This is a genomic window from Acidovorax sp. MR-S7 (assembly GCF_000400995.2).
In the GTDB taxonomy this organism is placed as follows: domain Bacteria; phylum Pseudomonadota; class Gammaproteobacteria; order Burkholderiales; family Burkholderiaceae_C; genus MR-S7.
Genome location: NZ_DF238913.1, coordinates 118,551 through 141,667, shown reverse-complemented (window position 1 = coordinate 141,667; position 23,117 = coordinate 118,551). Strand labels below are relative to the sequence as shown.

At 68.5% G+C, this 23,117-nt stretch carries 25 protein-coding genes and 2 tRNA genes; 12 read left to right on the top strand and 15 right to left on the bottom strand.

The window, feature by feature from the left end:
- Positions 1-195: 195 nt before the first annotated feature.
- The gene (locus tag AVS7_RS09465) at positions 196-468 is read left to right on the top strand and encodes a hypothetical protein (RefSeq protein WP_144425067.1); all 273 of its coding nucleotides are present in this window, start codon (positions 196-198) and stop codon (positions 466-468) included.
- A gap of 54 nt (positions 469-522) precedes the next feature.
- On the opposite strand, the gene putA is transcribed toward AVS7_RS09465, so the two are convergent.
- Complete coding sequence (putA, locus tag AVS7_RS09460) at positions 523-4,224, bottom strand: trifunctional transcriptional regulator/proline dehydrogenase/L-glutamate gamma-semialdehyde dehydrogenase (protein ID WP_020228210.1); 3,702 nt, start codon at positions 4,222-4,224, stop codon at positions 523-525.
- 77 nt (positions 4,225-4,301) lie between these two features.
- Here putA and AVS7_RS09455 point away from each other — a divergent pair, with 77 nt between their 5' ends.
- The 3 genes from AVS7_RS09455 to rlmD are packed head-to-tail and all read left to right on the top strand — an operon-like array spanning position 4,302 to position 6,590.
- Complete coding sequence (locus AVS7_RS09455; RefSeq protein WP_034690481.1) at positions 4,302-4,775, top strand: Lrp/AsnC ligand binding domain-containing protein; 474 nt, start codon at positions 4,302-4,304, stop codon at positions 4,773-4,775.
- 31 nt (positions 4,776-4,806) lie between these two features.
- Entirely contained in the window at positions 4,807-5,106 is a 300-nt protein-coding gene (locus AVS7_RS09450) for a hypothetical protein (RefSeq protein WP_020228208.1), read from the top strand.
- 23 nt (positions 5,107-5,129) lie between these two features.
- On the top strand, positions 5,130-6,590 hold the full coding sequence (rlmD, locus tag AVS7_RS09445; RefSeq protein WP_024001248.1) for a 23S rRNA (uracil(1939)-C(5))-methyltransferase RlmD: 1,461 nt from the start codon (positions 5,130-5,132) through the stop codon (positions 6,588-6,590).
- Between the two features lie 61 nt (positions 6,591-6,651).
- On the opposite strand, the gene AVS7_RS09440 is transcribed toward rlmD, so the two are convergent.
- Positions 6,652-7,002 carry a hypothetical protein gene (locus tag AVS7_RS09440; RefSeq protein ID WP_034690480.1) on the bottom strand — a complete coding sequence of 117 codons (351 nt, stop codon included), beginning with the start codon at positions 7,000-7,002 and terminating at the stop codon, positions 6,652-6,654.
- Positions 7,003-7,101: 99 nt separating this feature from the next.
- Positions 7,102-7,794, bottom strand: a complete 693-nt coding sequence (locus AVS7_RS09435) for a Bax inhibitor-1/YccA family protein (RefSeq protein ID WP_020228205.1) — start codon at positions 7,792-7,794, stop codon at positions 7,102-7,104.
- A 199-nt stretch (positions 7,795-7,993) separates the two neighbouring features.
- On the opposite strand from AVS7_RS09435, the gene AVS7_RS09430 reads away from it, so the two are divergent.
- The gene (locus AVS7_RS09430; RefSeq protein WP_024001247.1) at positions 7,994-8,401 is read left to right on the top strand and encodes a heme-binding protein; all 408 of its coding nucleotides are present in this window, start codon (positions 7,994-7,996) and stop codon (positions 8,399-8,401) included.
- 160 nt (positions 8,402-8,561) lie between these two features.
- On the opposite strand, the gene hemP is transcribed toward AVS7_RS09430, so the two are convergent.
- From hemP to AVS7_RS09400, 6 genes are all read right to left on the bottom strand, one after another.
- Positions 8,562-8,771, bottom strand: coding sequence for a hemin uptake protein HemP (gene hemP, locus AVS7_RS09425; RefSeq protein ID WP_020228203.1), 210 nt, complete (start codon positions 8,769-8,771; stop codon positions 8,562-8,564).
- 96 nt (positions 8,772-8,867) lie between these two features.
- On the bottom strand, positions 8,868-9,278 hold the full coding sequence (locus AVS7_RS09420) for a biopolymer transporter ExbD (RefSeq protein WP_020228202.1): 411 nt from the start codon (positions 9,276-9,278) through the stop codon (positions 8,868-8,870).
- A gap of 6 nt (positions 9,279-9,284) precedes the next feature.
- Positions 9,285-10,001 carry a MotA/TolQ/ExbB proton channel family protein gene (locus AVS7_RS09415; protein WP_020228201.1) on the bottom strand — a complete coding sequence of 239 codons (717 nt, stop codon included), beginning with the start codon at positions 9,999-10,001 and terminating at the stop codon, positions 9,285-9,287.
- 18 nt (positions 10,002-10,019) lie between these two features.
- A complete protein-coding gene (locus tag AVS7_RS09410) occupies positions 10,020-10,760 on the bottom strand; it encodes an energy transducer TonB (protein WP_024001246.1) in 741 nt (246 codons plus the stop codon).
- A gap of 117 nt (positions 10,761-10,877) precedes the next feature.
- Complete coding sequence (locus tag AVS7_RS09405) at positions 10,878-11,153, bottom strand: bacterioferritin-associated ferredoxin (RefSeq protein WP_024001245.1); 276 nt, start codon at positions 11,151-11,153, stop codon at positions 10,878-10,880.
- A 166-nt stretch (positions 11,154-11,319) separates the two neighbouring features.
- Positions 11,320-11,613 (bottom strand): SWIB/MDM2 domain-containing protein, encoded by a 294-nt coding sequence (locus AVS7_RS09400; protein WP_024001244.1) that lies wholly within the window; start codon positions 11,611-11,613, stop codon positions 11,320-11,322.
- 230 nt (positions 11,614-11,843) lie between these two features.
- On the opposite strand from AVS7_RS09400, the gene rraA reads away from it, so the two are divergent.
- Complete coding sequence (rraA, locus tag AVS7_RS09395) at positions 11,844-12,341, top strand: ribonuclease E activity regulator RraA (RefSeq protein WP_034690478.1); 498 nt, start codon at positions 11,844-11,846, stop codon at positions 12,339-12,341.
- Positions 12,342-12,347: 6 nt separating this feature from the next.
- On the opposite strand, the gene AVS7_RS09390 is transcribed toward rraA, so the two are convergent.
- From AVS7_RS09390 to AVS7_RS09375, 4 genes are all read right to left on the bottom strand, one after another.
- Positions 12,348-13,289, bottom strand: coding sequence for a DMT family transporter (locus AVS7_RS09390; RefSeq protein WP_020228196.1), 942 nt, complete (start codon positions 13,287-13,289; stop codon positions 12,348-12,350).
- Positions 13,290-13,332: 43 nt separating this feature from the next.
- A tRNA-Asn gene (locus tag AVS7_RS09385) sits at positions 13,333-13,408 on the bottom strand.
- A gap of 51 nt (positions 13,409-13,459) precedes the next feature.
- Positions 13,460-13,535: transfer RNA gene (locus tag AVS7_RS09380), tRNA-Asn, on the bottom strand.
- A 42-nt stretch (positions 13,536-13,577) separates the two neighbouring features.
- A complete protein-coding gene (locus tag AVS7_RS09375; RefSeq protein ID WP_034690476.1) occupies positions 13,578-14,000 on the bottom strand; it encodes a YbaN family protein in 423 nt (140 codons plus the stop codon).
- A 73-nt stretch (positions 14,001-14,073) separates the two neighbouring features.
- Between AVS7_RS09375 and def the strand changes: the two genes are divergently transcribed.
- Positions 14,074-14,613 carry a peptide deformylase gene (gene def / locus AVS7_RS09370; RefSeq protein ID WP_020228194.1) on the top strand — a complete coding sequence of 180 codons (540 nt, stop codon included), beginning with the start codon at positions 14,074-14,076 and terminating at the stop codon, positions 14,611-14,613.
- Positions 14,614-14,616: 3 nt separating this feature from the next.
- Here def and AVS7_RS25340 read toward each other — a convergent pair whose 3' ends face one another.
- The gene (locus AVS7_RS25340) at positions 14,617-15,186 is read right to left on the bottom strand and encodes a LuxR C-terminal-related transcriptional regulator (protein WP_020228193.1); all 570 of its coding nucleotides are present in this window, start codon (positions 15,184-15,186) and stop codon (positions 14,617-14,619) included.
- Between the two features lie 102 nt (positions 15,187-15,288).
- Here AVS7_RS25340 and AVS7_RS09360 point away from each other — a divergent pair, with 102 nt between their 5' ends.
- From AVS7_RS09360 to AVS7_RS09340, 5 genes are read left to right on the top strand one after another with little or no spacing between them, the layout of a single operon-like run.
- Positions 15,289-16,077, top strand: coding sequence for an enoyl-CoA hydratase/isomerase family protein (locus AVS7_RS09360; protein ID WP_020228192.1), 789 nt, complete (start codon positions 15,289-15,291; stop codon positions 16,075-16,077).
- A 16-nt stretch (positions 16,078-16,093) separates the two neighbouring features.
- A complete protein-coding gene (locus tag AVS7_RS09355) occupies positions 16,094-17,062 on the top strand; it encodes a tripartite tricarboxylate transporter substrate binding protein (RefSeq protein ID WP_020228191.1) in 969 nt (322 codons plus the stop codon).
- Positions 17,059-18,576 carry an AMP-binding protein gene (locus tag AVS7_RS09350; RefSeq protein ID WP_024001241.1) on the top strand — a complete coding sequence of 506 codons (1,518 nt, stop codon included), beginning with the start codon at positions 17,059-17,061 and terminating at the stop codon, positions 18,574-18,576. The genes AVS7_RS09355 and AVS7_RS09350 overlap by 4 nt, the downstream gene beginning before the upstream one ends.
- Before the next feature lie 16 nt (positions 18,577-18,592).
- Entirely contained in the window at positions 18,593-19,516 is a 924-nt protein-coding gene (locus AVS7_RS09345; protein WP_020228189.1) for an enoyl-CoA hydratase, read from the top strand.
- A gap of 12 nt (positions 19,517-19,528) precedes the next feature.
- Complete coding sequence (locus AVS7_RS09340) at positions 19,529-20,404, top strand: MaoC/PaaZ C-terminal domain-containing protein (protein WP_020228188.1); 876 nt, start codon at positions 19,529-19,531, stop codon at positions 20,402-20,404.
- A 62-nt stretch (positions 20,405-20,466) separates the two neighbouring features.
- Here AVS7_RS09340 and AVS7_RS09335 read toward each other — a convergent pair whose 3' ends face one another.
- Positions 20,467-23,097: a [protein-PII] uridylyltransferase gene (locus tag AVS7_RS09335; protein ID WP_020228187.1), complete on the bottom strand. Its 2,631-nt coding sequence runs from the start codon at positions 23,095-23,097 to the stop codon at positions 20,467-20,469.
- Positions 23,098-23,117 lie beyond the last annotated feature (20 nt).

Below are 23,117 nucleotides of genomic sequence, written 5' to 3'. Positions count from 1 at the left end.
TCGCGCATTCAAAACGGCTGGCGTCCAATCGTGCCTATTCGGATCCGTCAATCATGGGGTTGTGAGAGGTTCCCATTAGGGCAGGGCCATCGGGCGCTCTTGCCATCGAGGGCGATACAGGGGGCGCTGTCCGGCGCATGGGTTGACTGGGGGCGCGCGGCGGCGCAGCACGTGGTGGTGGCGGCGGCGGCATTCATGCTGCGGTTCGACCGCGTGCTGAGTTTTCGCGGCGCGCAGGGCGGCTTCATGGCGCTGCACACCGCACTGTGGCCCGCAGCGCCCGTGCCCGGCACCACGCCGCACATGACGCTGTGCTACAGCCACCAGCCTGTGCCCCAGGCGCCGGTGCCGCCCATCGCATGGACGGTGTGCAGCTTCGCGCTGCTGCACAACCTGCGCGGCTCGCCCGGCCCCTACGAGTGCCTGGGCACCTGGGCCCTGGCAGGGCCGCATGAGCTATCGAAATAGGAGCTGCCAGCGCTTGCCGGAAAAGCGCTGGAGGCCTGTTTGGCCTGAATCCGCTCAGGCCATCGTCATCAGGCTCGCATTGCCGCCGGCGGCGGCGGTGTTCACGCTCACGGCGCGCTCCAGCACCAGGCGGGTGAGCGCCTGGGCCGGGTCCTGCACGTCCAGGGCCGTGACGCCGACGATGGGGCCGTCACGGCGTGCCACCTGGTGGCTGACCGCGTGCAGCGCCTGCGCGCTGCCGGTGTGCAGCACGGCGTCGAAGGCGGCGCCCTCGCGGGTCCAGTCGGGCAGCAGGCCCACGCGGGCCTGCACTTCGCGCGGCAGCGTGGCGGCCAGGGGCTGGGACTCCTGCGGCCACAGGGCCTGGGCGCCCACGGCCAGGGCGGCGCTCAGTTGCAGCAGGCGCGTTGCGTCGTCGTCGGCCAGGCACAGCACGCGGTCGCGCGGCAGTACGCGGTATTCGTTGCGCTCGCCGGTGGGGCCGGGCAGGGTGGCCACCAGCCCGGCGCAGGCGGCCTGGGCGTGGGCGGCGCAGGCCTGCGCCAGCGCGGGCTTGCCTTGGGCCTGGGCCCAGGCGGCGAGGGCGCGCAGGGGTTCCTGCAGCGGGGCCTGGGCGGTGGCATCCGGCGCCTTCGCAGCGGTGGAGGCGATGGCCGCGCGCGCCGCGCCGGCCGGGTGGCGCGAGAGCAGGCGCAGCAGGTACAGCGGCCCGCCGGCCTTGGGCCCGGTGCCCGACAAGCCTTCGCCGCCGAAGGGCTGCACGCCCACCACGGCGCCGACCATGTTGCGGTTCACGTAGATGTTGCCGGCGTGGGCGCGGCGCAGCACGTGGGCCACGGTTTCGTCAATGCGCGTGTGCAGGCCTTGGGTGAGGCCGTAGCCCGTGGCGTTGATCTGGCCGAGCAGGGCGTCGAGCTGGTCGCGCTCGTAGCGCACCACGTGCAGCACGGGGCCGAAGACTTCGCGGGTGAGTTCGGCGATGCCTTCCAGCTCGATCAGCGTGGGGGGCACGAAGGTGCCCTGCGCGCAGTCGTCCAGGCCGGTGGCGCCCTGGAACACGCGCCGGCCCTGGGCGCGCAGGCGCTCGATGTGCTGGGCGATGCCGGCGCGCGCTTCCTCGTCGATCACCGGGCCCACGTCCACCGCGAGCCGGGCGGGGTTGCCCAGGCGCAGCTCCTGCATGGCGCCGCGCAGCATGGCCAGCAGGCGGTCGGCGCAGTCGCGCTGCACGCACAGCACGCGCAGCGCGGAGCAGCGCTGGCCCGCGCTGTCGAAGGCGGAGGTGACGACGTCGGCTACCACCTGCTCCAGCAGGGCGGAGGAGTCCACGATCATGGCGTTCTGCCCGCCGGTCTCGGCGATCAGCGACACGGGCTGGCCGCGCGCGTCCAGGCGGCCGGCCAGGCTGCGCTGCAGGATGCGCGCGACGTCGGTGGAGCCGGTGAACATCACGCCCATGACGCGCGCATCGCCCACCAGGCGCGCGCCCACGGTTTCGCCCCGGCCGGGCAGCAGTTGCACGGCGGCCGCGGGCACGCCGGCCTGGTGCAGCAGGCGCACGGCCTCGTGGGCGACGAGCGGGGTCTGCTCGGCGGGCTTGGCGAGCACCACGTTGCCGGCGGCCAGCGCGGCGGCGACCTGGCCCATGAAGATGGCGAGCGGGAAGTTCCACGGGCTGATGCAGGCCACGGGGCCCAGGGGCTGGTGGGAGGCGTTGTCGAAGTGGCCCTCCACCTGGGCGGCGTAGTAGCGCAGGAAGTCCACGGCCTCGCGTACCTCGGCCACGGCGTTGCCGCAGGTCTTGCCGGCCTCGCGCATCAGCAGGGCCAGCAGGCGGGGCATGTGCTGCTCCAGCGCGTCGCCGGTGGCGCGCAGCAGGCGGGCACGCTCGGCGGGCGGGGTGGCGGCCCAGGGGGCTTGCGCCGCGGCGGCGGCGTTCAGGGCGGCGTCCACGTCGGCCTCGGTGGCCTCCTGCACGTGGCCGGCCACGTCGGTATGGTCGGCGGGGTTGCGCACCACGGTGCGCGCGCCGGGCTGCACGGGGGCGGCGATGAGGGGGGCGGCGTCCACGGCGGCACCTTGAGCCACGGCCTGGCCGATTTGGGCGAGCACCGGCTCGGCCGCCAGGTCCAGGCCCTGCGAGTTGGCGCGCTGCGGCCCGTAGAGCTGCGCGGGCAGGGGGATGCGCGGGTGCTTCAGGCCGGCCGCGCCCTCTGCGGCGGTGTCCGCGTCCACGGTGGCGACGGGGTTGGCCACCAGGTCGGCCAGGGGCAGCGTGGCGTCGGCCACGCGGTTGACGAACGAGGTGTTGGCGCCGTTTTCCAGCAGGCGGCGCACCAGGTAGGCCAGCAGCGTCTCGTGCGTGCCCACGGGGGCGTAGATGCGGCAGGGGCGGTCGGCCACCACCTGCTCGTAGAGCGGCTCGCCCATGCCGTGCAGGCACTGGAATTCGTACTGGCCGGGCTGGTAGTCGGCTGGGCCGGCGAGTTCGTAGATGGTGGCCAGCGTCTGCGCGTTGTGCGTGGCGAACTGGGGGTAGACCGCATCGGGCGCGGCCAGCAGCTTGCGCGCGCAGGCGATGTAGGAGATGTCGGTGTGCGCCTTGCGCGTGTAGACGGGGTAGTCCTGCAGGCCGTCCACCTGGGCGCGCTTGATCTCGCTGTCCCAGTAGGCGCCCTTGACCAGGCGCACCATCAGGCGGTGGCCGCTGCGGCGGGCCAGATCGACCACGCAGTCGATGACGAACGGGCAGCGCTTCTGGTAGGCCTGGATGACGAAGCCGATGCCGTTCCAGCCCGCCAGCGAGGGCGCGTGGCACAGGCGCTCCAGCAGGTCCAGCGAGAGTTCGAGCCGATCGGCTTCCTCGGCGTCGATGTTCAGGCCGATGTCGTAGCCGCGCGCCAGCTCGGCGAGCTGCAGCACGCGCGGGTACAGCTCGTCCATCACGCGCTGCCACTGCGCGCGCTGGTAGCGCGGGTGCAGGGCGCTGAGCTTGATGGAGATGCCCGGCCCTGCATAGACCCCGCGCCCGGCGCTGGCCTTGCCGATGGCGTGCACGGCGTCCACGTAGGACTGCATGTAGCGCTCGGCGTCCTCGTGGGTGAGGGCGGCCTCGCCCAGCATGTCGTAGGAATAGCGGAAGCCCTTGGCTTCCAGCTTGCGCGCGTTGTCCAGGGCCTGCGCGATGGTCTCGCCGGTGACGAACTGCTCGCCCATCATGCGCATCGCCACGTCCACGCCCTTGCGGATCAGCGGCTCGCCGCCGCGCGCGGTGAGGCGGCGCAGCGCGTCCTTCAGGCCACCCTCGCTGTGCGTGGCGACCAGCTTGCCGGTGATCAGCAGGCCCCAGGTGGCCGCGTTGACGAACAGCGAAGGGCTCTTGCCCAGGTGCCCGGCCCACTCGCCGCCGCCGATCTTGTCGCGGATCAGCGCGTCGCGCGTGGCGGCATCGGGAATGCGCAGCAGGGCTTCCGCCAGGCACATCAGCGCCACGCCTTCCTGCGACGACAGCGCGAACTGCTGCAGCAGCCCCTGCACCAGTCCGGCGCGCCCGCCCGCGCTCTCGCGCTGGCGCAGCCCTTCGGCCAGGCGCAGGGCGCGGGCCTGCACGGCGTCAGCCAGCGGCGCGGGCAGGCGGGCCTGTGCGAGCAGCGGGGCCAGGGCCTCGGGCTCGGGGCGGCGGCAGGCGGCGGTGATGGCCTGGCGCAGCGGGGAGGTGTCGGCGGGACGGGGTGCGAAAGGAGCAGGGTGTGTCATGGAGGCGATGATCCGCAGTTGGATGCAGAATGAATCACCAAAAAATAAGATTCATGATGAATAACTCACCAATGAAAATGCATGAAGAAGACAGTCTGGATCGCATCGATCGGCGGATATTGAAGATCCTCCAGGACGACGGCCGCATCTCCAACCTCAAGCTCGCGGAAAGCGTGGCCCTGTCGCCTACAGCCGTGCTCGCGCGCGTGCAGCGCCTCACGCGCGAGGGCTACATCCTGGGCTACGAGGCGCGGCTGAACCCCCTGAAGCTCGGCGCGGGCATGCTGGTGTTCGTGGAGGTGCTGCTCGACCGCACCACGCCCAACGTGTTCGACCAGTTCAAGGCCGCCGTGCAGGTGCATCCCGAGGTCATGGAATGCCACATGGTGGCCGGCGGCTTCGACTACCTGCTCAAGACACGCTGCGCCGACATGGACGCCTACCGCCGCTTCGCCGGCGCCGTGCTGTGGCAACTGCCCGGCGTGCGCGAGACGCGCACCTACGCGGTGATGGAGGAGGTCAAGCACTCCACGCACCTGCATCTGGGCTAAGCTACGGCAAGACGCAAGAGAAGGGAAATCCATGCCATCCATCCGCCTGACCCTGGCCGTGCTGTGCGCCGGCTTCGCCACCCAGGGCGCCTGGGCCGCGTGCTACGTGGTCTACGGCGCGGACAAGCAGGTCGTCTACCGCGCGCAGACGCCGCCGGTGGACATGTCGCGCGACCTGCACGAGACCCTGCCGCAGGTGGCGCCCGGCGGCACGCTGGTGTTCTCGCTGTCGAGCGAGGGCTGCGAGCTGGAAGTCCACCGCCTGCCCGAAGCGGCCCGGGCCCAGCCGGCCCGCCCGGCGGCGCGGCAGCGGCCCGCCGAGCGCCGCTGAGGCTCTGAGACAATCCGGGGCCTATGAGCGCCCCCGATACAGCAACCATCCCCACCCTCCCGCACGCCCCCTCCCACGATCTCCCGCCCGGCTGGCTTGAAGTCACGTCCATGGACATGGACGCCCAGGGCGTGGCGCGCAAGGACGACGGCAAGGTCGTCTTCATCGACGGTGCGCTGCCCACCGAACTGGTCAGCGCCAACACCCACCGCAAGAAGAACAACTGGGAACAGGCCAGCCTCACGGCCATCCACCGCGAATCCAGCCAGCGCGTGCGGCCGGGCTGCCCGCATTTCGGCCTGCACGCGGGCGCCTGCGGCGGCTGCAAGATGCAGCACCTGCACGCGGACGCCCAGGTCGCGGTGAAACAGCGCGTGCTGGAGGACAACCTCTGGCACCTGGGCAAGGTCGAGCCCGAAACTATCCTGCGCCCCATCCAGGGCCCCGCCTGGGGCTACCGCTACCGTGCGCGCCTGTCGGTGCGCTATGTCGCCAAGAAGGGCGTGGTGCTGGTGGGCTTCCACGAGCGCAAGAGCCGCTATATCGCCGACATGCAGACCTGCAAGATCCTGCCCCCGCACGTCGACGCCATGCTCATGCCGCTGCGTGCGCTGATCGGCGGCATGCAGGCGCGCGACACCTGCCCGCAGATCGAGCTGGCCTGCGGCGATACGGTGACGGCGCTGGTGCTGCGCCACCTGGAGCCGCTCTCCGATGCCGACAAGGACCAGCTGCGCGCCTTCGCAGCCGCGCACGGCGTGCAGTGGTGGCTGCAGCCCAAGGGGCCGGACACGGTGCACCTGCTGGATGAAGGGGGCGAGCAGCTCGCCTACGGCCTGCCGGACTTCGGCATCACCATGCCGTTCAGGCCCACGGACTTCACCCAGGTCAACCCGCACATCAACCGCGTGCTGGTCACGCGCGCCCTGCGCCTGCTGGACGCGCGCAAGGACGAGCGCGTGATCGACTGGTTCTGCGGCCTGGGCAACTTCACGCTGCCTATCGCCACGCAGGCGCGCGAGGTGCTGGGCATCGAGGGCAGCGAGGCGCTGGTCGCCCGTTCGCGCGAGAACTACAAGAAAAACCAGGCCTCGGCGCAGGCGGGGCAAGCGCTCGCAGCTACCAGTTTCGTAGCGCGCAACCTGTTCGAGATGACGCCCGGGATGCTCATCGCCGACGGCGTGGCCGACAAATGGCTGGTGGACCCGCCGCGCGAGGGCGCATTCGCCCTGTCCAAGGCGCTGGCCGACATCCACCAGGCCCGCATCGGCGCCGAGGACGCGCCGCCGCTGCCCGAAGGCAGCGAGGGCTGGGCCTTTCCGCGCCGCATCGTCTACGTGAGCTGCAACCCCGCCACGCTGGCGCGCGACGCGGGCCTGCTGGTGCACCAGGCGGGCTACCGCTGCGTGGCGGGGGGCGTGGTCAACATGTTCCCGCACACCGCGCACGTGGAGAGCATGGCGGTGTTCGAGCGCGTGGATTGAGAAGGTTTTTGGCCTCTAGCGCTTTCCCAGAAAGCGCTGGCAGCTATCGCTTCTGTAGCGGCTAGCCGCGTTCGTCGTCCGCATCGTCGCGCGCGCGCCGCGCCGGGGCGGGCGGCTTGGCCTGGGTCAGCACCGAGGGCGTGCCTTCCAGCTTGTTCTCGCGCATGTACTGGTCCATCTCCTTCCAGCCTGCGAACACCTGGGCCTTCGCGGCCTTGGGGTTGAGCGTGAAGCAGTCCTCCAGCCCGCGCAGCGCGTGGCGGCAGGCGCCGCCGATGGCCTTGGCCTCGGCCTCGCGCTGCAGTGCGCGCGGGTCGGGACCCAGGCCGGGGATGGGGACATCGCAGCCCGCCAGCGGCAGCAGCAGGGCGGCCAGCAGGGCGGCGCGGTAGGGGGAACGGAGCGGCAGCATGTTCATGCTTTATCGGCACGGGCGCGGCGCAATTGAGGCTCCGCGAAAAAAAGCCCCGGAGAACCGGGGCCTGGGAACGGAGAAAAAGGGGCGTGCCGCTCAGTCGCGCTCGCCGCCCATGATGCCCAGCAGCGCCAGCAGGCTCTGGAACACGTTGAACAGGTCCAGGTACAGGGCCAGCGTGGCGCTGATGTAGTTGGTCTCGCCGCCGTCCAGGATCCGCTTGAGGTCGTAGAGCATGTAGGCGCTGAAGATGCCGATGGCGGCCACCGAGATGGCCATCATGCCGGCCGTCGAGCCCACGAACACGTTGACGATGGCGCCCACCATGAGCACCAGCGCGCCCACGAAAAGCCACTTGCCCATGCCCGACAGGTCGCGCTTGATCACCGTGGCCAGGCTGGCCATGACGAAGAACACGCCCGCCGTGCCGGCGAAGGCGGTCATGATCAGCTCGGAGCCATTGTTGAAGCCCAGCACCATGCCGATCAGGCGCGAGAGCATGAGGCCCATGAAGAAGGTGAAGGCCAGCAGCACGGGCACGCCGGCGGCCGAGCGCTTGGTCTTCTCGATGGCGAACATGAAGCCGAACGCGCCGCCCAGGAACACGATCAGTCCGAGGCCGCCGCGCAGCGACTGCGTGATACCGGTGGCCACGCCGATCCATGCGCCCAGCACGGTGGGCACGAGGCTCAGCGCCAGCAGCCAGTAGGTGTTGCGCAGCACGCGGTGGCGCTGTTCCTGCGAAACGCCATAGCCCGCGGAGCCGACACTGGTGATTTCGGTATTCATCTGTTCCTCTCCTGTGGAGCCCGCAGGGTGCGGGCCGATGCGATGGATTCTAGGTGGGGACTTTTGGGGCCCATTGCAATACCCGCGCGCCATCCCGTACTTTATGGGTTGCAATCTTTTGCCCTGCGGCCATGCAGTGGGCTGGCGCACGGCCGGTATGCTGTGGCGCGTTTGTTCCACCCCTTTTTTCTTGTTTGCCATGAAGACCAAACCCGAACTCGAGCTCTCCGACGTGAAACTGATCGCCGCCGCCGCCGAGGCCGAAGCGCTGAAGCACCAGTGGGCCGTGACGATTGCTATCGTGGACGATGGTGGCCACCTGCTGTCGCTGCAGCGCCTGGACGGCGCCGCGCCCGTGTCCGCGCACATCGCCCCCGCGAAAGCTCGCACGGCCGCCTTGGGCCGCCGCGAGAGCAAGGTGTATGAAGACATGATCAACGGCGGCCGCAGTTCGTTCCTGTCGGCCCCGGCTATCGAGGGCCTGCTGGAAGGCGGCGTGCCGATCGTCAAGGACGGCCAGTGCCTGGGCGCCGTGGGCGTGAGCGGCGTGAAGTCCACTGAGGACGCGCAGATCGCCCGTGCGGGCATTGCGGCCATCGGCCTGTAAAAGCAGGGCCAGTCGTCCAAAGAAAAAACCGGCTCCTGGGAGCCGGTTTTTTTATGCGTATCAGGGGAAGAAAAAAAGCCTGGCTACGCGGGGATACCCGTTGGCTAGCAAATACGACCCTTCGGATCCTTAGATCCTGGAGTCGCCCCACGATGAAACTCTATTTGGTCAGGATCAGCTTGCCGAGCTTGGTGGCCTGTAGGCGATAGATCGCGCCGTTGTGCAGGATGGTTACCGCTTTCTGACCCTGGAGCAGCGCGCTGCTGTCGACGGCCAAGCCTTCGCGGCGCTGGGGAGGTGCATCCATGGGCACGGCGGCAGCGAAGAAGCGGGAAGAAGACTGGGAGGACAGGGCAAGGCTGGCTGACATGGTTGGATCTCCGTGCTTGGCAATGGATTTAATGATAACCATTCTCAAATAAAAGTCAAAGCATGGCGCTGTGCTTTTTGTAAGAAAGTGCGCAATTTACTGCGCCGGGTCGGTCACAAAGCCGATCTTTCGCACGCCGGCGCGCTGCGCAGCCGACATGGCCTGGGCCACGCGCTCGTAGCGCACTTCCTTGTCGCCGCGGATGTGCAGGTCGGGCTGCGGGTCCTTCTGCGCTTCGGTGCGCAGGCGCGGCTCCAGTTCGTCGTCGGTGATGTCCGATTCGTTCCAGTGGTACTTGCCATCGGCGGTCACCGACAGCCGGATGGTCTCGGGCTTGATCACCTCGCGCTCGTTGGACGCGCGGGGCAGGTCCACGGGCACGGCATGCTTCATCACGGGCACGGTGATGATGAAGATGATGAGCAGCACCAGCATGACGTCCACCAGCGGCGTCATGTTGATCTCGTTCATCACCTCGTCGGCGTCATCCTGGGTTCCGAAAGCCATGGCGCATCAGCCCTTCTTGATCGGCAGCACCTTGCTGCTCTCGCTGGACACGTTCACGCGGGCGCCGGTCACGAAATAGGCGTGCAGGTCGTGCGCGAAGCTGTTCAGGTTGTTCAGGATGGACTTGTTGCCGCGCACCAGGGCGTTGTAGCCCAGCACGGCGGGAATGGCCACGGCCAGGCCCAGGGCCGTCATGATCAGCGCCTCGCCGATGGGGCCGGCCACCTTGTCGATCGTGGACTGGCCCGAGGAGCCGATGGCCACCAGGGCGTGGTAGATGCCCCAGACGGTGCCGAACAACCCGATGAAGGGCGCCGTGGAACCCACCGATGCGAGGATCGCCAGGCCCGACTGCAGACGCGCGGTGAATTCGTCGATGCAGTTGCGCAGGCAGCGCGTGACCCAGTCGCTCACGTCCAGGCTGTCGTGCAGATGGGCCTGCGTGTTGCGGTGGTGGGCCGTGGCTTCGCGGCCTTCGAGGGCCAAGTGGCGGAAGGGGTTGGCCGGGTCGCGGCCGAGCTTGGTCAGGCCTGCCGCGAAGTCCTCGCTGTGCCAGAAGTCGCGCGCGGCACGCGCGTCCTTCTTGAACTTCACGATGTCCAGCGCCTTGATGATGATGACGATCCAGGACGCCAGCGACATGCCCAGCAGCAGCACGGCGACGGCCCGGGTAACGAAGTCGCCTTGTATCCAGACGTTGGTGATGCCGAAATGCGATTCCATGAAAACTCCTGCGGGTGACTATTGTTTGAGAACGAAGTGGATCGGTTGCTGGTACCACATGGCTTCGGGCACGCCGTTGCGGGTGCCGGGCACGAAGCGCCAGCGCAATACGGTGTCGACGGCCTGGCGGTCCAACCGCTCGAAGCCGCTGGACTTCTTGACCTCCACCTTCTGGGGCAGGCCGTCGGTGCCGATGAGCACGCTGAGCACCACCACGCCTTGCTCGCCCAGGCGCCGGCTCACGGCAGGGTAGTTGGGGGTGGGGTTGTTCAGGTGGCTTGCGTTGCTCGAAGGCTGCACGATGGCCGGCGGTGCAGGTGGCGCAGGTGGCGCAGGTGGCGCAGGTGGCGCAGGTGGCGCAGGTGGCGCAGGCGGGGCCGGAGGGGCGGGCGGGGCGGCCGGCGCCTGGATGGGCGGGGCGGGCGGCTGCGGCTCGACGATGCCCACGGGCGCGGCGGGTGCAGGCGTAGGGTCCGGGATAGCCACGGGCATGGGCGCAGGGCGCGGCTTGGGCGTGCGGGGCTGGGGTGCCGGCTTGGGTGGCGGCGGCGCCGGCGGTGCGGGTGGGGCAGGGGGAGGCGGGGGTGGTGTGATGAACTCGCTCAGCACCTGGGCGGGGACGATGATTTCGACCGCCTGACGCAGCAGCCCGGATTGCAGCGCCCACAGGCCTGCGACGTGCAGCACTACCACCGAACCCGCGATCACGGCATTGCGGCTCAAGCCCCCGGAGGAGCCATATCGATCAAACTGGGACATAGATGGGATGGCCGCTGGAACGGAACCAGCATTCGTGGGGGTGGCGGCCCTCGAAATTCTTTAGGGGTGGATCACGTCACTTGCGCAGAATCCACCAGACCGAGCACACGACGATGATCAGACTGCCTGCGAGAGTGGAAAGGAGCGCCATGTCTTGCCTTCCTGGATGGAGGAGGTGGCAAGCGGGGCCGTCTGGGGCATGGCTTCGTTGTGCAGGGCGGCGACGGGGTGGGAGTTGCAGCACTGCGCTACGACATCGCGCGCGCAGTCCTCGCAGCTTCCGCACTGGGTCGCAACGCCCAGTTCGAACTGGATCTCGTCAAAGCTCATGCCCGCGCGCGCATGGCGTGCGATCTCGCGGTCAGAAATCCGGCGGCAAACACAGACGATCATGGGAACAGACGGCCTTGGCTGGCTATTGGGAATGTGGCGCCATTATAAATGCGAATTTTTCGCATTTGCACTCTATTGACCCTGCTGACATGTAAGAAACCGCGCAGGGACGAAAAAAAACCGGTATCTGCGTACCGGTTTTTTCTTGCATGGCCGTGTGGCGGTCTTATTTGACGTGCTTGCCGATCAGGCCGGCCATTTCGAACATCGAGACCTGGGGCTTGCCGAACACTTCCTTGAGCTTGGCGTCGGCGTTGATCATGCGCTTGTTGGAGGCGTCCTGCAGGTTGTTCGCCTTGATGTAGGCCCACAGCTTGCTGATGACCTCGGTGCGAGGCAGCGGGGCAGAGCCGACGACGGCCGCCAGCGCGGGGCTGGGGGTCAAGGGCTTCATGAAGGCAGCGTTGGGAGTGCGCTTCTTGGCGGGAGCGGCAGACGCTTCTTTCTTTGCAGTTGCCATGTTGGATTGTCCTTGTTGGAAGTGAAAAGTCACCAGCGAGAACCTGCTGCTCCACTGGCAGGCCGATGCTACTGGGAAAAAAACACGTTTCCAAGGGAAGCAGTGCTTTTTTTGCCTCGATTTGTTGCCGTGGCGGCTCCCCTGGCGCTGGAGCGACAATGCGCACGCGCCGCCGGCAGGATGGCGCAATGCAGCTTGCGCATTCCACCGACCAGAAAGGCCCATGGCACATGACGACTTCCGTACCCAGCACCTGCGACCTGTGCGATGCGCACAAAGGCGACACCAGCGGCGCATTCCGCGTGCTGCCGCCGGTATTCCAGAGCTATGGCGGCGTGGCCGCATTTGGCGGGCCTGTCAGCACGGTCAAGTGCTTCGAGGACAACTCCCTGGTCAAGGCGGCGGTGGACTCCCCGGGCCGGGGGCGGGTGCTGGTGGTGGATGGCGGCGCCTCCCTGCGGCGTGCGCTGGTCGGCGGCAACCTGGCTGCCAGTGCCGCGCGCAATGGCTGGGCAGGCATCGTCGTCAATGGCTGCGTGCGCGATGTGGCGGAGCTTCAGGCGGAGCCGGTGGGCATTTGCGCGCTCGGGCTTATGCCCTTGCCGACCGACAAGCGCGGCGAGGGGCAGGCCGACGTGGCCGTGCAGGTGCAGGGCGTATGGGTGCGCCCCGGCGACTGGCTGTATGCGGATGCGGACGGCGTCGTGGTCAGCGACCGTTCTCTGTGACGCTTATCAGCGGGGGCCCACCCGCCATGCCAGCCGCGAAGGCAGGGTAGTCAGCACCACGCTGGCCAGGGCGATGCCGAAGGCCGCCCATTGCATGGCGCTGAGGCGCTCGCCGAGCACGACCACACCGACCAGCGCGGCGCTCACGGGTAGCAGCACCGTGAAGACCCCGCCCTGCGCCGCGGGCACGACCTTGAGACCGCTCATCCACAGCCACACGGTCCACATGCAGGCGGCCAGTGCATAGAACACGAGCAAAGACCACATGGCCCAGGGAACGGCGCCGAAGTCGAAATCCAGCGCCAGGTACAGCCCGAAGGGCGTTGCCAGCATAAAACCCCAGAGATTGATGAGCGCGGTGATGCGCTTGGGGCCCAGCGCAGCGGTGAGCTTCTTGCCGATGACGGAATAGGCGGCTTCGCACAACGAGGCCCCCACGAGCAGTGCGTAGCCCAGCCAGGGGGAATGGGAGATGCCTGCCTGCGCCGGGCCGCCATGCACCCCGTGGTCCGGCTTGGAAAGCGCGAACAGGGCGATGCCGAAGACAGCGAAACCCACCGCCACCCAGGTGCGCGGCGCCACGCGTTCACGCAGGAAAAGCCAGCTCATCACGGCCACGCATGCGGGAATGGACGCCATGATCACGCCGGCCGAGGTGGCGCTGGTGAGGCTCACACCGTAGATCATGCAGATGGTGAAAAGGAAGTTTCCCAGCAGCGACTGCACGAAGAGCAGGCCCTTTGTCTGCGGAGTCAGGGGCGGCTCCTGCACGGGCTTGCGCAGCCAGCCGAGCATGGCGATCGCCCCGATGCCAAAGCGCATCCAGGCGAGCAGTAGCACCGGAAACGCCGCTGCCAGCGGCTTGGACAGCGCCACGTAGCCGCCCACGAGCGACATGCTGGAGGCCAGGTACAGGTAGGCGAGCGGACGGCTGGGCAGGGCGGCCATAAAGCAAAAGAGCTGTGCACTTGTCGTGCACAGCTCCATGAGTTGGCTCCTCAACCTGGGCTCGAACCAGGGACCTACGGATTAACAGTCCGGCGCTCTACCGACTGAGCTATTGAGGAATGATCGGTGTTTTTCTGGCAGCCTTATGCGATTGCAAGGCTGTGAATTTATGGCTCCTCGACCTGGGCTCGAACCAGGGACCTGCGGATTAACAGTCCGTCGCTCTACCGACTGAGCTATCGAGGAACAAGACTTAGATTATATACACAAAAAGAGGGGCTTCGAAACTCAGCGGCCGGGCTCGGGCCGCAGCCAGAGCCAGGTGAGCACGCAGGCCATACAGGCGGCCGCAGTGATGGACGCCCAGCGCGGAATGCTGGCCACCAGCAGGATGGCGGCGCACAGCGCCATCAGGAACGTGGCGCTCCATTTCGCATGCCGGCTCACGCGCCCGCCATCGGCCCAGTTGCGCAGCATCGAGCCGAACAGCGGGTGGCGCCAGAGCCAGGCGTGCAGGCGCGGCGAACTGCGCGCTGCAGCCCAGCCGGCCATGAGGATGAAGACGGTGCTCGGCAGGCCCGGCACGATGACGCCGATCACTCCCATCACCAGGCACAGCACCGCGAACAGCATCAGCAGCCAGCGCGCCGCCGCGGGCAGCGCTGGCCGCTCGGGCACGGGAGGCAGGGGAGGAGGCGGTTGCTGCGGCATGGAGCGCATTGTGCCGGTATGCTGCATGGTCGCAATGGCGCCATTGCCATGCATTCCCGGACCATCCTGCGACATGACCATCCACGCCATCCTGAAGATGGGCGATCCGCGCCTGCTGCGCATCGCCCGGCCCGTCACCGTGTTCGACAGCGCCGCGCTCCACCAACTGGTACGCGACATGCGTGAAACCATGCAGGCCGTGAACGGAGCCGGCCTGGCGGCGCCGCAGATCGGTGTGGACCAGCAGGTGGTGATCTTCGGCTCGGACCGGACCAACCCGCGCTATCCCGACAGGCCCCTGGTGCCACCCACAGTGCTGGTCAATCCGCAGATCACGGCACTCGGCGCCGAGGAAGAGGAAGACTGGGAAGGGTGCCTGTCCGTACCCGGCCTGCGCGGCAAGGTGCCGCGCTGGGCGCACATCCGCTACCAGGGCTTCGACGAGCGGGGCACTCCCATCGACCGGGTGGCCGAGGGCTTCCATGCACGCGTGGTGCAGCACGAGTGCGACCACCTGATCGGTAAGCTCTACCCGATGCGGGTGCGCGACTTCACGCAGTTCGGCTACACCGAGGTGCTGTTTCCCGAGATCGACGCGGCCGAGGACGACTGAGCGTCAGTACAGCCCTGCGAGCTTGGCGACGATCTCCACCGTCGTGCTCGCATCCAGCTTGCGGCCGATACGGCCCCGGTGCGCTTCCACCGTGCGGTAGCTGATGCCCAGGAACTTGGCGATTTCCTTGCTGGTCCAGCCCTTGGCCAGCAACGCCACGATTTCGCGCTCGCGCGCGGTCAGGGTGACGGAGCGGCCCTTGCGCTCCGACAGATCCTCGAACATCCAGGTGGAAAAAGGCACCTGGTCCTGAGGCGTGTGGTAGCGCCCCACGACGTGGCACCACAACAGATGCCCCGAGCGGTGTTTCATCAGCCGCTCGTCGCTGTACCGGCCGGTTTCCCGCAGTACCGGCCCGCCGTGCATTCCCGTCAACTGGTATTCGCGCTCCGAGGGGTACAGCATGACCAGCGAACGGCTTTCGAGCTCATCCATGCGGTAGCCGAACATGCGTGCGAATTCTTCATTGCACCGCAGGATGACACGGGAAGAACTGGTGGCGCACAGGCCGATGGGCGCCATGTCGCAAAGCACCGATGCCTGGGGTGCCTGCGCGCCGGAAATCTGCTCCATATTGGGTTAACCCTAGGGTAGATGCACGTCTGTTTTTCGCTTCGCAATCGCCCGACATTATCCCCGTCGCCTCCATCGCGGGAGGCTGGATCAGGAGACCAAATGCCGGTGCTGTGGAGCGTGGCCGACCGTGTGGGCCACATCGTCTTGAACCGTCCTGCGCATGCCAATGCGCTGGACCTGGAAATGTCCCAGGCGCTGGGAGCGGCCGTCCGCGCCGCGGCCCGGGCCGACGTCGGTGCGGTGCTGCTCTCTGCCGAGGGCGCGTTTTTCTGCGCCGGGGGAGACATCCAGGCCTTCGCCCTGCAGCGGCACGCGCTGCCCTCGCTGATCCAGCAACTGCTGCTGGAGCTGCATCCTGCGATGGAGCGCCTGGCGGCCTTGCCCGTCCCGGTCGTCAGCGCCTTGCAGGGGCCGGTGGCGGGCGCGGGCATCGGGCTGGCGCTGTGCGCGGATTTCGTGCTGGCATCGGACGGTATGAAGCTGCGCGGGGGCTACGCGGGCATCGGCCTCAGTCCGGACATGGGCTCGTCCTACTACCTGGCGCAGCGCGCAGGGCCGCTGCGCGCACGGCAAATCCTGATGACGAACCGCTCCGTGCCCGCGGATGAATGCCTGCGGCTGGGGCTCATCGACGAGTTGCACCCGGCCGACGCGCTCCTGCCCGCGGCCCAGAACCTTGCCCGCCGCCTGGCGCAGGGGCCCGGCCAGGCTCTGCGCGCCGCCAAGCGGCTCTGCGCCGCAGCGGCGCACCAGCACCTGCCCGCCCATCTGGCATGCGAACAAAGCGAGCTGCTGGCCTGTGCCCAGACGGCCGACGCGGCGGAAGGCATATCCGCATTTCTCGAAAAACGCGCACCCCGTTTCCCGGGGGCCTCCCTCCATTCCTGAACCACGGAGACACACCATGTATTCACTGAACCGCCGTACCTTCCTCGCAGCTGCTGGCAGCGCAGCGCTGCCGCTCGCCGGCCACAGCGCACCGCAGTTTCCTTCCCGCCCCATCCGGATGGTGATTCCGTTCGCGCCCGGCGGCACCGTGGACCCCATGGCGCGCATGGTCGCGGACGTTCTGGCCAAGCGGCTGGGCGGAACGGTCTTTTGCGAAAACAAGCCCGGCGCCAATGGGCTGGTGGCCGCCGACGCGATCATGGGCTCTCCCATGGACGGGTACCACCTGCTGTATGCGGGCAGTTCCATGTACGAAAAGATGTTCACGCTCAAGAAGACGTTCGACCCCTTCAAGAACTTCCAGCTCATCGCCCGCATCGTCGAAGTCCCCCTGGTCTTTGCCATCTCCAGCGCCATTCCGGCCAAGACGCTGCCGGAGTTCATCGACTATGCCAAGCGCAAGGGCGACTTCTCGGCTGGCAGCTGGGGCGTGGGGTCCGGGGGGCACTTGCAGACGGCGGAACTGGCGTCCCAGGCCCAGCTGAAGTTCGTGCATGCCGTCTACAAGGGCGAAGGCCCGATCCTCCTGGACGTGATGGCGGGCCTCGTGGATGGCGGGTTCTTCTCGGTCAGCGCCGCGATGGCGCAGGCGGCCACCGGAAAGCTCACGCTGCTCGCGGTGACCGGGGCGCAGCGGCATCCGCTGGCGCCCGACGTTCCGACCTTCGCGGAAAGCGGCTTCAAGGGGTTCGACAGCAGCACGTGGCACGGCGTGTTCTACGGAAAGGGCGTGCCTGCAGACATCGCGAACCTGGTGGCCAGCCACATCGTCGAAGGCATGGGGCAGAAGGACATCGTGGCCAGGGTAGAGAAGATGGGCATCACCCCCGCGCTGCTGGCGGGCGAGCCGCTGCAGAAGTTCCTGGCGAAAAACTACGAGAACCTCGAAGTGGCGATGCGCAAATTCAACATCGAGCCGCAATGAGCCGCACCATGTCGGATCGTTTCGGTATCGAGCTGGGAGATGTCCCGGACCACTATGCGGCGCTGCATCCCCAGCGGATGGCCGTGGTCTATCCGGATGGCGAGTCCATCACCTGGAGCGACCTGGCCGCGCGCTCGAACGCGAGGGCGGCGGTCCTGCGCTCGATGGGCGTGCGGCCCGGCGACATGGTCACCATCGCGCTGCCCAATTCGTGCGACTACTACACCTATTCCTTCGCGGTCTGGAAGCTGGGGGCGACGCCGAATTTCGTGTCGCACAAGCTGCCGCCGAATGAAATCGCCTCCATCTGCGCGCTGGCCTCGCCGCGCGTGGTGATCGGCGACATCGCCCTGGCGGGCCCCGGCATGCAGGTGCTGTCGCCCGACCTGCCGTGCGACACGGCCTTCGGTGCGCGCATCGCGGCGGTCACGCCGCGCTACTGGAAGGCGGCCACGTCCGGCGGCTCGACGGGCGTGCCCAAGATCATCGTGGACCGCAGGCCGTTCAACCCGGCCTCCATGACCGCGCCGGATCCCGGCAGCTCGTTCATCGCGCCCGGCCCGCTCTACCACAACGCGCCCTTCATGGGCTCGCACGTCGCGCTGGCCAGGGGCTGCCTGGTGGCGGGCATGCGCCGCTTCGATGCGGAGCAGACCCTGCGGATGATCGACCAATACGCGATCGAGCACGTGAGCCTGGTGCCCACCATGATGCACAGGATCTGGACCCTGCCGGACGAGGTGAAGCGCCGCTACCGGCTGGACTCCGTGCGCAAGGTCTGGCACTACGGCGCGCCCATCGCGCCGTGGCTCAAGGAGCGCTGGATCGACTGGCTGGGCGCGGAGAAGATCTGGGAGTTCTACGGCAGCACCGAATACCTGGGCGCCACCGCCATCCGGGGCGACGAATGGCTGGCCCGCAAGGGCTCGGTCGGCCGGCTGGTCGGCGGCGGCGCGATGAAGGTGCTGCGGCCCGACGGCGGCGAGTGCCCGCCGGGCGAGGTGGGCGAACTGTACTTCTTGCCCCCCGATCCGGCGCAGCGCCCCTACCACTACGTGGGCGCGCAGTCCCGCACGGCGGAGGGCGGCTGGGAGTCCGTCGGGGACATGGGGTACGTCGATGGCGACGGCTACCTCTTCCTGGCGGACCGGCGGGTCGATCTGATCCTGCGCGGCGGCGCCAACATCTACCCCGCGGAGATCGAGGCCGCCATCGACGCCTTTCCGGGCGTGCGGGCCTCGCTGGTCGTGGGGCTGCGCCACGAAGATCTGGGCGAAGTGCCGCACGCCATCGTCGAAGTGGCGGATGCGCGGTCGTTCGCCGCGCCCGCGATGGTGGCGCACCTGCGCTCGCACCTCGCGCCCTACAAGCTGCCGGCCACGCTGGAAATCGTGGAAACCGGACTCAAGGACGACGCCGGCAAGGCCCGCCGCGTGGCCGTGCGCGACGAGCGCCGCGCGTGGGTGGCCGAGGGCCGCCACCTGGACCGGTTCATCGCCGTCCACCATGCATAAGCACCAGGAGACCCCCATGAAGCACACCCCCACCGACTTCGCCGAGCGCGAGGAAACCACCGCGCAGATGGCCGACGGCGGCGTCCGTTATCTGAGGCGCGGCCCCGCGATCGCGCAGATCGTCATGGACCGGCCGCAGGCGCGCAACGCGCAGGACATGGCCATGACCTACGGGCTCAACGCCGCATTCATGCAGGCCGCCCACGACGACGAGATCAAGGTGATCGTGCTCAGCGGCGCGGGCGCGCATTTCTCGGCGGGGCACGACCTTTCGGGCGACCACGGCAAGACCTGGCGCGACTTTCCCACCACCGGCACCTGGGCCGCCTTCGACGCGCCGGGCATGGAGGGCCGCTGGGGGCGCGAGCACGAGATCTACCTGGGCATGTGCGAGCGCTGGCGCAACATCCCCAAGCCCACCATCACCGCCGTGCAGGGCAGCTGCATCGCCGGCGGGCTGATGCTGGCCTGGGCCTGCGACCTGATCGTGGCCGCCGACAACGCGCGCTTCCGCGACCCGACGCTGGAGTTCGGCGCGCCGGGCTGCGAGTTCTTCATGCATCCCTGGGAGCTGGGCACGCGCAAGGCCAAGGAATGGCTGTTCATGTCGGACTGGATCAGCGCGCAGGAGGCGCAGCAGCGCGGCATGGTCAACCGCGTGGCGCCGCTGGACGAGCTGGACGCCACCGTGATAGCGATGGCGAACACCATCGCCGCCAAGTCCAGCATGGTGCTCAAGGCCGCCAAGGAGACCGTCAACCAGATCCAGGACATCGCCGGGCGGCGCGACGGCATGGCGGCCGCGTTCAGCATCCACCAGCTGGTCCACGCGCACAACGAGCTGGCGCACGGCTTCCTCATCGACCCGACGGGCGTTCCGCCGTCTGTGCGCGCCAAGCTGGAAGAGCGCGTGGCCCAGCGCCGGGCGGCAGCGAAGTAGCGGGGCATTGCCATGCCCATCGACTACCACAGGCTGCGCCAATGGCCCTTCCAGCAGGCAACGGTGCGCTATGGCGCCAACGACTGCATCCTCTATGCGCTCAGCCTGGGCATGGCCCAGGACCCGCTGGATGCGCAGGACCTGCAGTACGCCTACGAGGAGGGCTTGCGCGTCGTGCCCACCTTCCTGTCCACGATGGGAAGCTCGGGCGCGTGGTTCCGCGACCCGCGCTCGGGCATCCAGTGGCTGCAGATGCTGCACGGCGAGCAGCGCATGCGCTTCCACGGCGCGGTACCGGCCAGCGCCGAGCTGGCCTGCCGGGCGCGCATCAGCCGCGTGGTGGACAAGGGGGCGGGCCGCGGCGCCCTGGTCGTGGTGCAGCAGGACTGGGTGCATGCCCCGGGCGGTGCGCCGCTGGCCACGGCGCAGCAGGTGCTGTTCTGCCGGGCGGACGGCGGATTCGCCACCGCTGCGCAGCCCGGCGACGCACCGCTGGAGCCCTTGCCCTGCGCACCCCGGCGTGCCCCGGACCAGACCCTGGACATGCCCACCTTGCCCAATGCGGCGCTGCTCTACCGGCTGGGCGGCGACCGCAACCCCATCCACGTGCTGCCGCAGGCCGCGCGCGAAGCCGGCTTCGACCGGCCCATCCTGCACGGCTTGTGTACCTACGGCATGGCGGCGCGGGCGGTCCTGAGGGCCGGTGAGTTGGGGGACGGCACCCGGCTGTCCGCCATCGCGGCGCGGTTCTCCGCGCCCGTGTTTCCGGGCGAGACGTTGCAGGCCCGCCTGTGGCACGGATCGCAGCAGGTGCAGTTCGAGCTGTGGGCGCGCGAGCGCGCGGTGCCGGTGCTCAGCCACGGACTGGCGGAGCTGCAGCCCTGCTGAGGTATCACTAAAAAGGCATCCAGCGCTTGTCCGACAATCGCGAGCAGCTATTGAAAGAATAGCTATTGGTCCGCCAGCGCCTGCAGCAGCTCGGTCTCCAGGCGGATCTGCGCGGCGTTGCTCTGCAGCTCGGCGCCCTGGACGAGGAAGGTGTCTTCCACCCGCTCGCCCAGCGTGCTGACCTTGGCCAGCTGCACGCTGAGGCCATGGCGCGAGAGCACGCGCGCCACCACGTACAGCAGGCCAGCGCGGTCGCTGGCCGAGATGCTGATGAGCCAGCGCTGGGCCTTCTCGTCGGGTCGCAGCGTGACGCGCGGGGCGATGGGAAAGCTCTTGACCCGGCGCGAGACGCGCCGGCGCGCGGGCTCGGGCAGGGCGCCGCGGTCCTCGATGGCGCGCAACAGGTCGTTTTCCACCAGGTGGATCAGTTCGCGGTAGGCGCCGGGCTGCTCGGACGCGACGACCTGGAAGGTGTCCAGCGCATAGCCGTTGGTGGCGGTGTGCACGCGCGCGTCCAGGATGGAGAAGCCCGCGCGGTCGAAGTAGCCGCAGATGCGCGCGAACAGGTCCGGCTGGTCGGGCGCGTACACCAGCACCTGCAGCCCTTCGCCGGCCAGCGACTGGCGCGCGCGCACAACGGTCTTGTCAGCGCCCACGTAGCGCGAGAGGTGGCGCGTGTGCCAGGCGATGTCGGCCGCGTCGTGGCGCATGAAGTAGCTCACGTGCAGCGTGTCCCAGAGTTTCTTGTGCACCTCGTGCGGCAGGGCGCTCAGGGCCAGGGCCACCTTGGCCTCGCGCTTGCGCGCCTCGATCTCGGCGGCGGCATCGGGCGCGCGCCCGCCCAGCACGCGCAGCGTGGCGTGGTAGAGGTCCTCCAGCAACTTGCCCTTCCAGGCGTTCCACACCTTGGGCGAGGTGCCGCGGATGTCGGCCACGGTGAGCAGGTACAGCGCCGTCAGGTAGCGCTCGTTGCGCACGCGCCGCGCGAAGGCGGCGATCACGTCGGGGTCGGACAGGTCCTGCTTCTGCGCCACCTGGCTCATGGTGAGGTGCTCGGCGACGAGGAATTCGATGAGCCTGGCGTCCTCGCGCCCGATGCCGTAGGGCGCGTGCTGGCGGCAGAAGCGCCGCGCCTCCATGGCGCCGATCACCGAATGGTCGCCGCCGCGGCCCTTGCCGATGTCATGGAACACCGCGGCGACGTAGAGGATCCAGGGCTTGTCCCAGCCCGCGGCGAGCTGCGAACACGCGGGGTATTCGTGCGCATGCTCGGCCATGAAGAAGCGCCGCACGTTGCGCAGCACCATGAGGATGTGCTGGTCCACGGTGTAGACGTGGAACAGGTCGTGCTGCATCTGCCCCACGATGCGTCGGAACGGCCAGAGGTAGCGCCCGAGCACCGAGGTCTGGTTCATGAGCCGCATGGCGTGCGTGATGCCGGCAGGCTGCTGCAGGATCTGCATGAACGTGGCGCGGTTGGCGGGGTCGCGGCGGAAGGCGCTGTCCATCACGCCGCGCGCGTTGTAGAGCGCGCGCAGCGTGCGGGCGGACAGGTCCTTCAGGCCCATGGTGGTCTCGTAGAGCAGGAAGGTCTCGAGGACGGCGTGCGGGTCTCTCTCGTAAAGGTCGTCGCTGGCCACCTCGATCAGCCCGGCCTTCTCGAAGAAGCGCGCGTTGATCGGGCGCAGCTCGTGCGCCTGCGGGTTGAGCCGCTCCTCGATGCCCAGCAGCAGGATCTGCGTGAGCTGCGAGACGGCCTTGGCGGCCCAGTAGTAGCGGCGCATCAGCGTCTCGCTGGCGCGCATGGCCAGGCGCTTGCCGTCGGGCGCGGTGGAGCGGTAGCCGAAGGACTCGGCCACGGCGGTCTGCAAATCGAACACCAGCCGGTCCTCGCCCCGTCCCGCCAGCGCGTGCAGGCGCGCGCGGATGAGGAACAGCAGCGCCTCGTTGCGCTCGATCTGGCGCACCTCGAAAGGCGTGGCCAGCCCGCTTTCCGCCAGCGCGCGCCAGGTGCCGCCCAGGCCGGCGGCGCGCGCCACCCACAGGATGAGCTGCAGGTCGCGCAGCCCGCCGGGCGATTCCTTGCAGTTGGGCTCCAGCGCGTAGGGCGTGTTCTCGTACTTGGTGTGGCGCTGGCGCATCTCCAGCGTCTTGGCGGTGAGGAAGGCGCGCGGGTCCATCTGCGCGTCGTAGCGCTGGCGGAAGCCCGCGAACAGCGCGGCGCTGCCGCACAGCAGGCGCGATTCGAGCAGCGAGGTCTGCACCGTCACGTCGGCGGCGGCCTCGCTCAGGCATTCGGCCACGGTGCGCACGCTGGAGCCGATCTCCAGGCCCGCGTCCCAGCAGCTGCCGATGAACGCCTCGATGGCCGCGCGCGGCACCTCGGCATCGTCCGGCAGCAGCACCAGCACGTCCACGTCGGAATAGGGAAAGAGCTGCGCGCGGCCATAGCCGCCCACCGCCACCAGGGCCATGGCCTCGGGCAGCCCGGCGCGGCGCCAGAGCTGGCACAGCAGGCGGTCGGCCAGGGTGGAGAGCGCGCGCAGCAGGCTGCGGATGCCGCGTGTGGAGGCGCCGCTGCCCTGCAGCGTGGCCAGCAGCGCCGCCTTGTCCTGGCGGTAGCAGTCACGCAGGGCGTGCAGCGGTGCCAGGTCGGGACGTGCGCAGGCAGAAGAAGGGGTGGCAGGGTTCATCGACAAGAAACCAGCAAGAA

Bases quoted from the DNA above. Each gene is read 5' to 3' on its own strand.
- AVS7_RS09465 (WP_144425067.1), top strand. From the start codon at position 196: ATGCTGCGGTTCGACCGCGTGCTGAGTTTTCGCGGCGCGCAGGGCGGC.
- AVS7_RS09350 (WP_024001241.1), top strand. From the start codon at position 17,059: ATGAGCCGCACCATGTCGGATCGTTTCGGTATCGAGCTGGGAGATGTC.
- AVS7_RS09400 (WP_024001244.1), bottom strand. From the start codon at position 11,613: ATGGCAACTGCAAAGAAAGAAGCGTCTGCCGCTCCCGCCAAGAAGCGC.
- AVS7_RS09375 (WP_034690476.1), bottom strand. From the start codon at position 14,000: ATGCCGCAGCAACCGCCTCCTCCCCTGCCTCCCGTGCCCGAGCGGCCA.
- AVS7_RS09435 (WP_020228205.1), bottom strand. From the start codon at position 7,794: ATGAATACCGAAATCACCAGTGTCGGCTCCGCGGGCTATGGCGTTTCG.
- AVS7_RS09345 (WP_020228189.1), top strand. From the start codon at position 18,593: ATGAAGCACACCCCCACCGACTTCGCCGAGCGCGAGGAAACCACCGCG.
- AVS7_RS09450 (WP_020228208.1), top strand. From the start codon at position 4,807: ATGCCATCCATCCGCCTGACCCTGGCCGTGCTGTGCGCCGGCTTCGCC.
- rraA (WP_034690478.1), top strand. From the start codon at position 11,844: ATGACGACTTCCGTACCCAGCACCTGCGACCTGTGCGATGCGCACAAA.
- AVS7_RS09340 (WP_020228188.1), top strand. From the start codon at position 19,529: ATGCCCATCGACTACCACAGGCTGCGCCAATGGCCCTTCCAGCAGGCA.
- putA (WP_020228210.1), bottom strand. From the start codon at position 4,224: ATGACACACCCTGCTCCTTTCGCACCCCGTCCCGCCGACACCTCCCCG.
- AVS7_RS09410 (WP_024001246.1), bottom strand. From the start codon at position 10,760: ATGTCCCAGTTTGATCGATATGGCTCCTCCGGGGGCTTGAGCCGCAAT.
- AVS7_RS09390 (WP_020228196.1), bottom strand. From the start codon at position 13,289: ATGGCCGCCCTGCCCAGCCGTCCGCTCGCCTACCTGTACCTGGCCTCC.
- AVS7_RS09355 (WP_020228191.1), top strand. From the start codon at position 16,094: ATGTATTCACTGAACCGCCGTACCTTCCTCGCAGCTGCTGGCAGCGCA.
- hemP (WP_020228203.1), bottom strand. From the start codon at position 8,771: ATGTCAGCCAGCCTTGCCCTGTCCTCCCAGTCTTCTTCCCGCTTCTTC.
- AVS7_RS09455 (WP_034690481.1), top strand. From the start codon at position 4,302: ATGCATGAAGAAGACAGTCTGGATCGCATCGATCGGCGGATATTGAAG.
- AVS7_RS09415 (WP_020228201.1), bottom strand. From the start codon at position 10,001: ATGGAATCGCATTTCGGCATCACCAACGTCTGGATACAAGGCGACTTC.
- AVS7_RS09335 (WP_020228187.1), bottom strand. From the start codon at position 23,097: ATGAACCCTGCCACCCCTTCTTCTGCCTGCGCACGTCCCGACCTGGCA.
- AVS7_RS09430 (WP_024001247.1), top strand. From the start codon at position 7,994: ATGAAGACCAAACCCGAACTCGAGCTCTCCGACGTGAAACTGATCGCC.
- AVS7_RS09420 (WP_020228202.1), bottom strand. From the start codon at position 9,278: ATGGCTTTCGGAACCCAGGATGACGCCGACGAGGTGATGAACGAGATC.
- AVS7_RS25340 (WP_020228193.1), bottom strand. From the start codon at position 15,186: ATGGAGCAGATTTCCGGCGCGCAGGCACCCCAGGCATCGGTGCTTTGC.
- AVS7_RS09360 (WP_020228192.1), top strand. From the start codon at position 15,289: ATGCCGGTGCTGTGGAGCGTGGCCGACCGTGTGGGCCACATCGTCTTG.
- def (WP_020228194.1), top strand. From the start codon at position 14,074: ATGACCATCCACGCCATCCTGAAGATGGGCGATCCGCGCCTGCTGCGC.
- AVS7_RS09440 (WP_034690480.1), bottom strand. From the start codon at position 7,002: ATGCTGCCGCTCCGTTCCCCCTACCGCGCCGCCCTGCTGGCCGCCCTG.
- AVS7_RS09405 (WP_024001245.1), bottom strand. From the start codon at position 11,153: ATGATCGTCTGTGTTTGCCGCCGGATTTCTGACCGCGAGATCGCACGC.
- rlmD (WP_024001248.1), top strand. From the start codon at position 5,130: ATGAGCGCCCCCGATACAGCAACCATCCCCACCCTCCCGCACGCCCCC.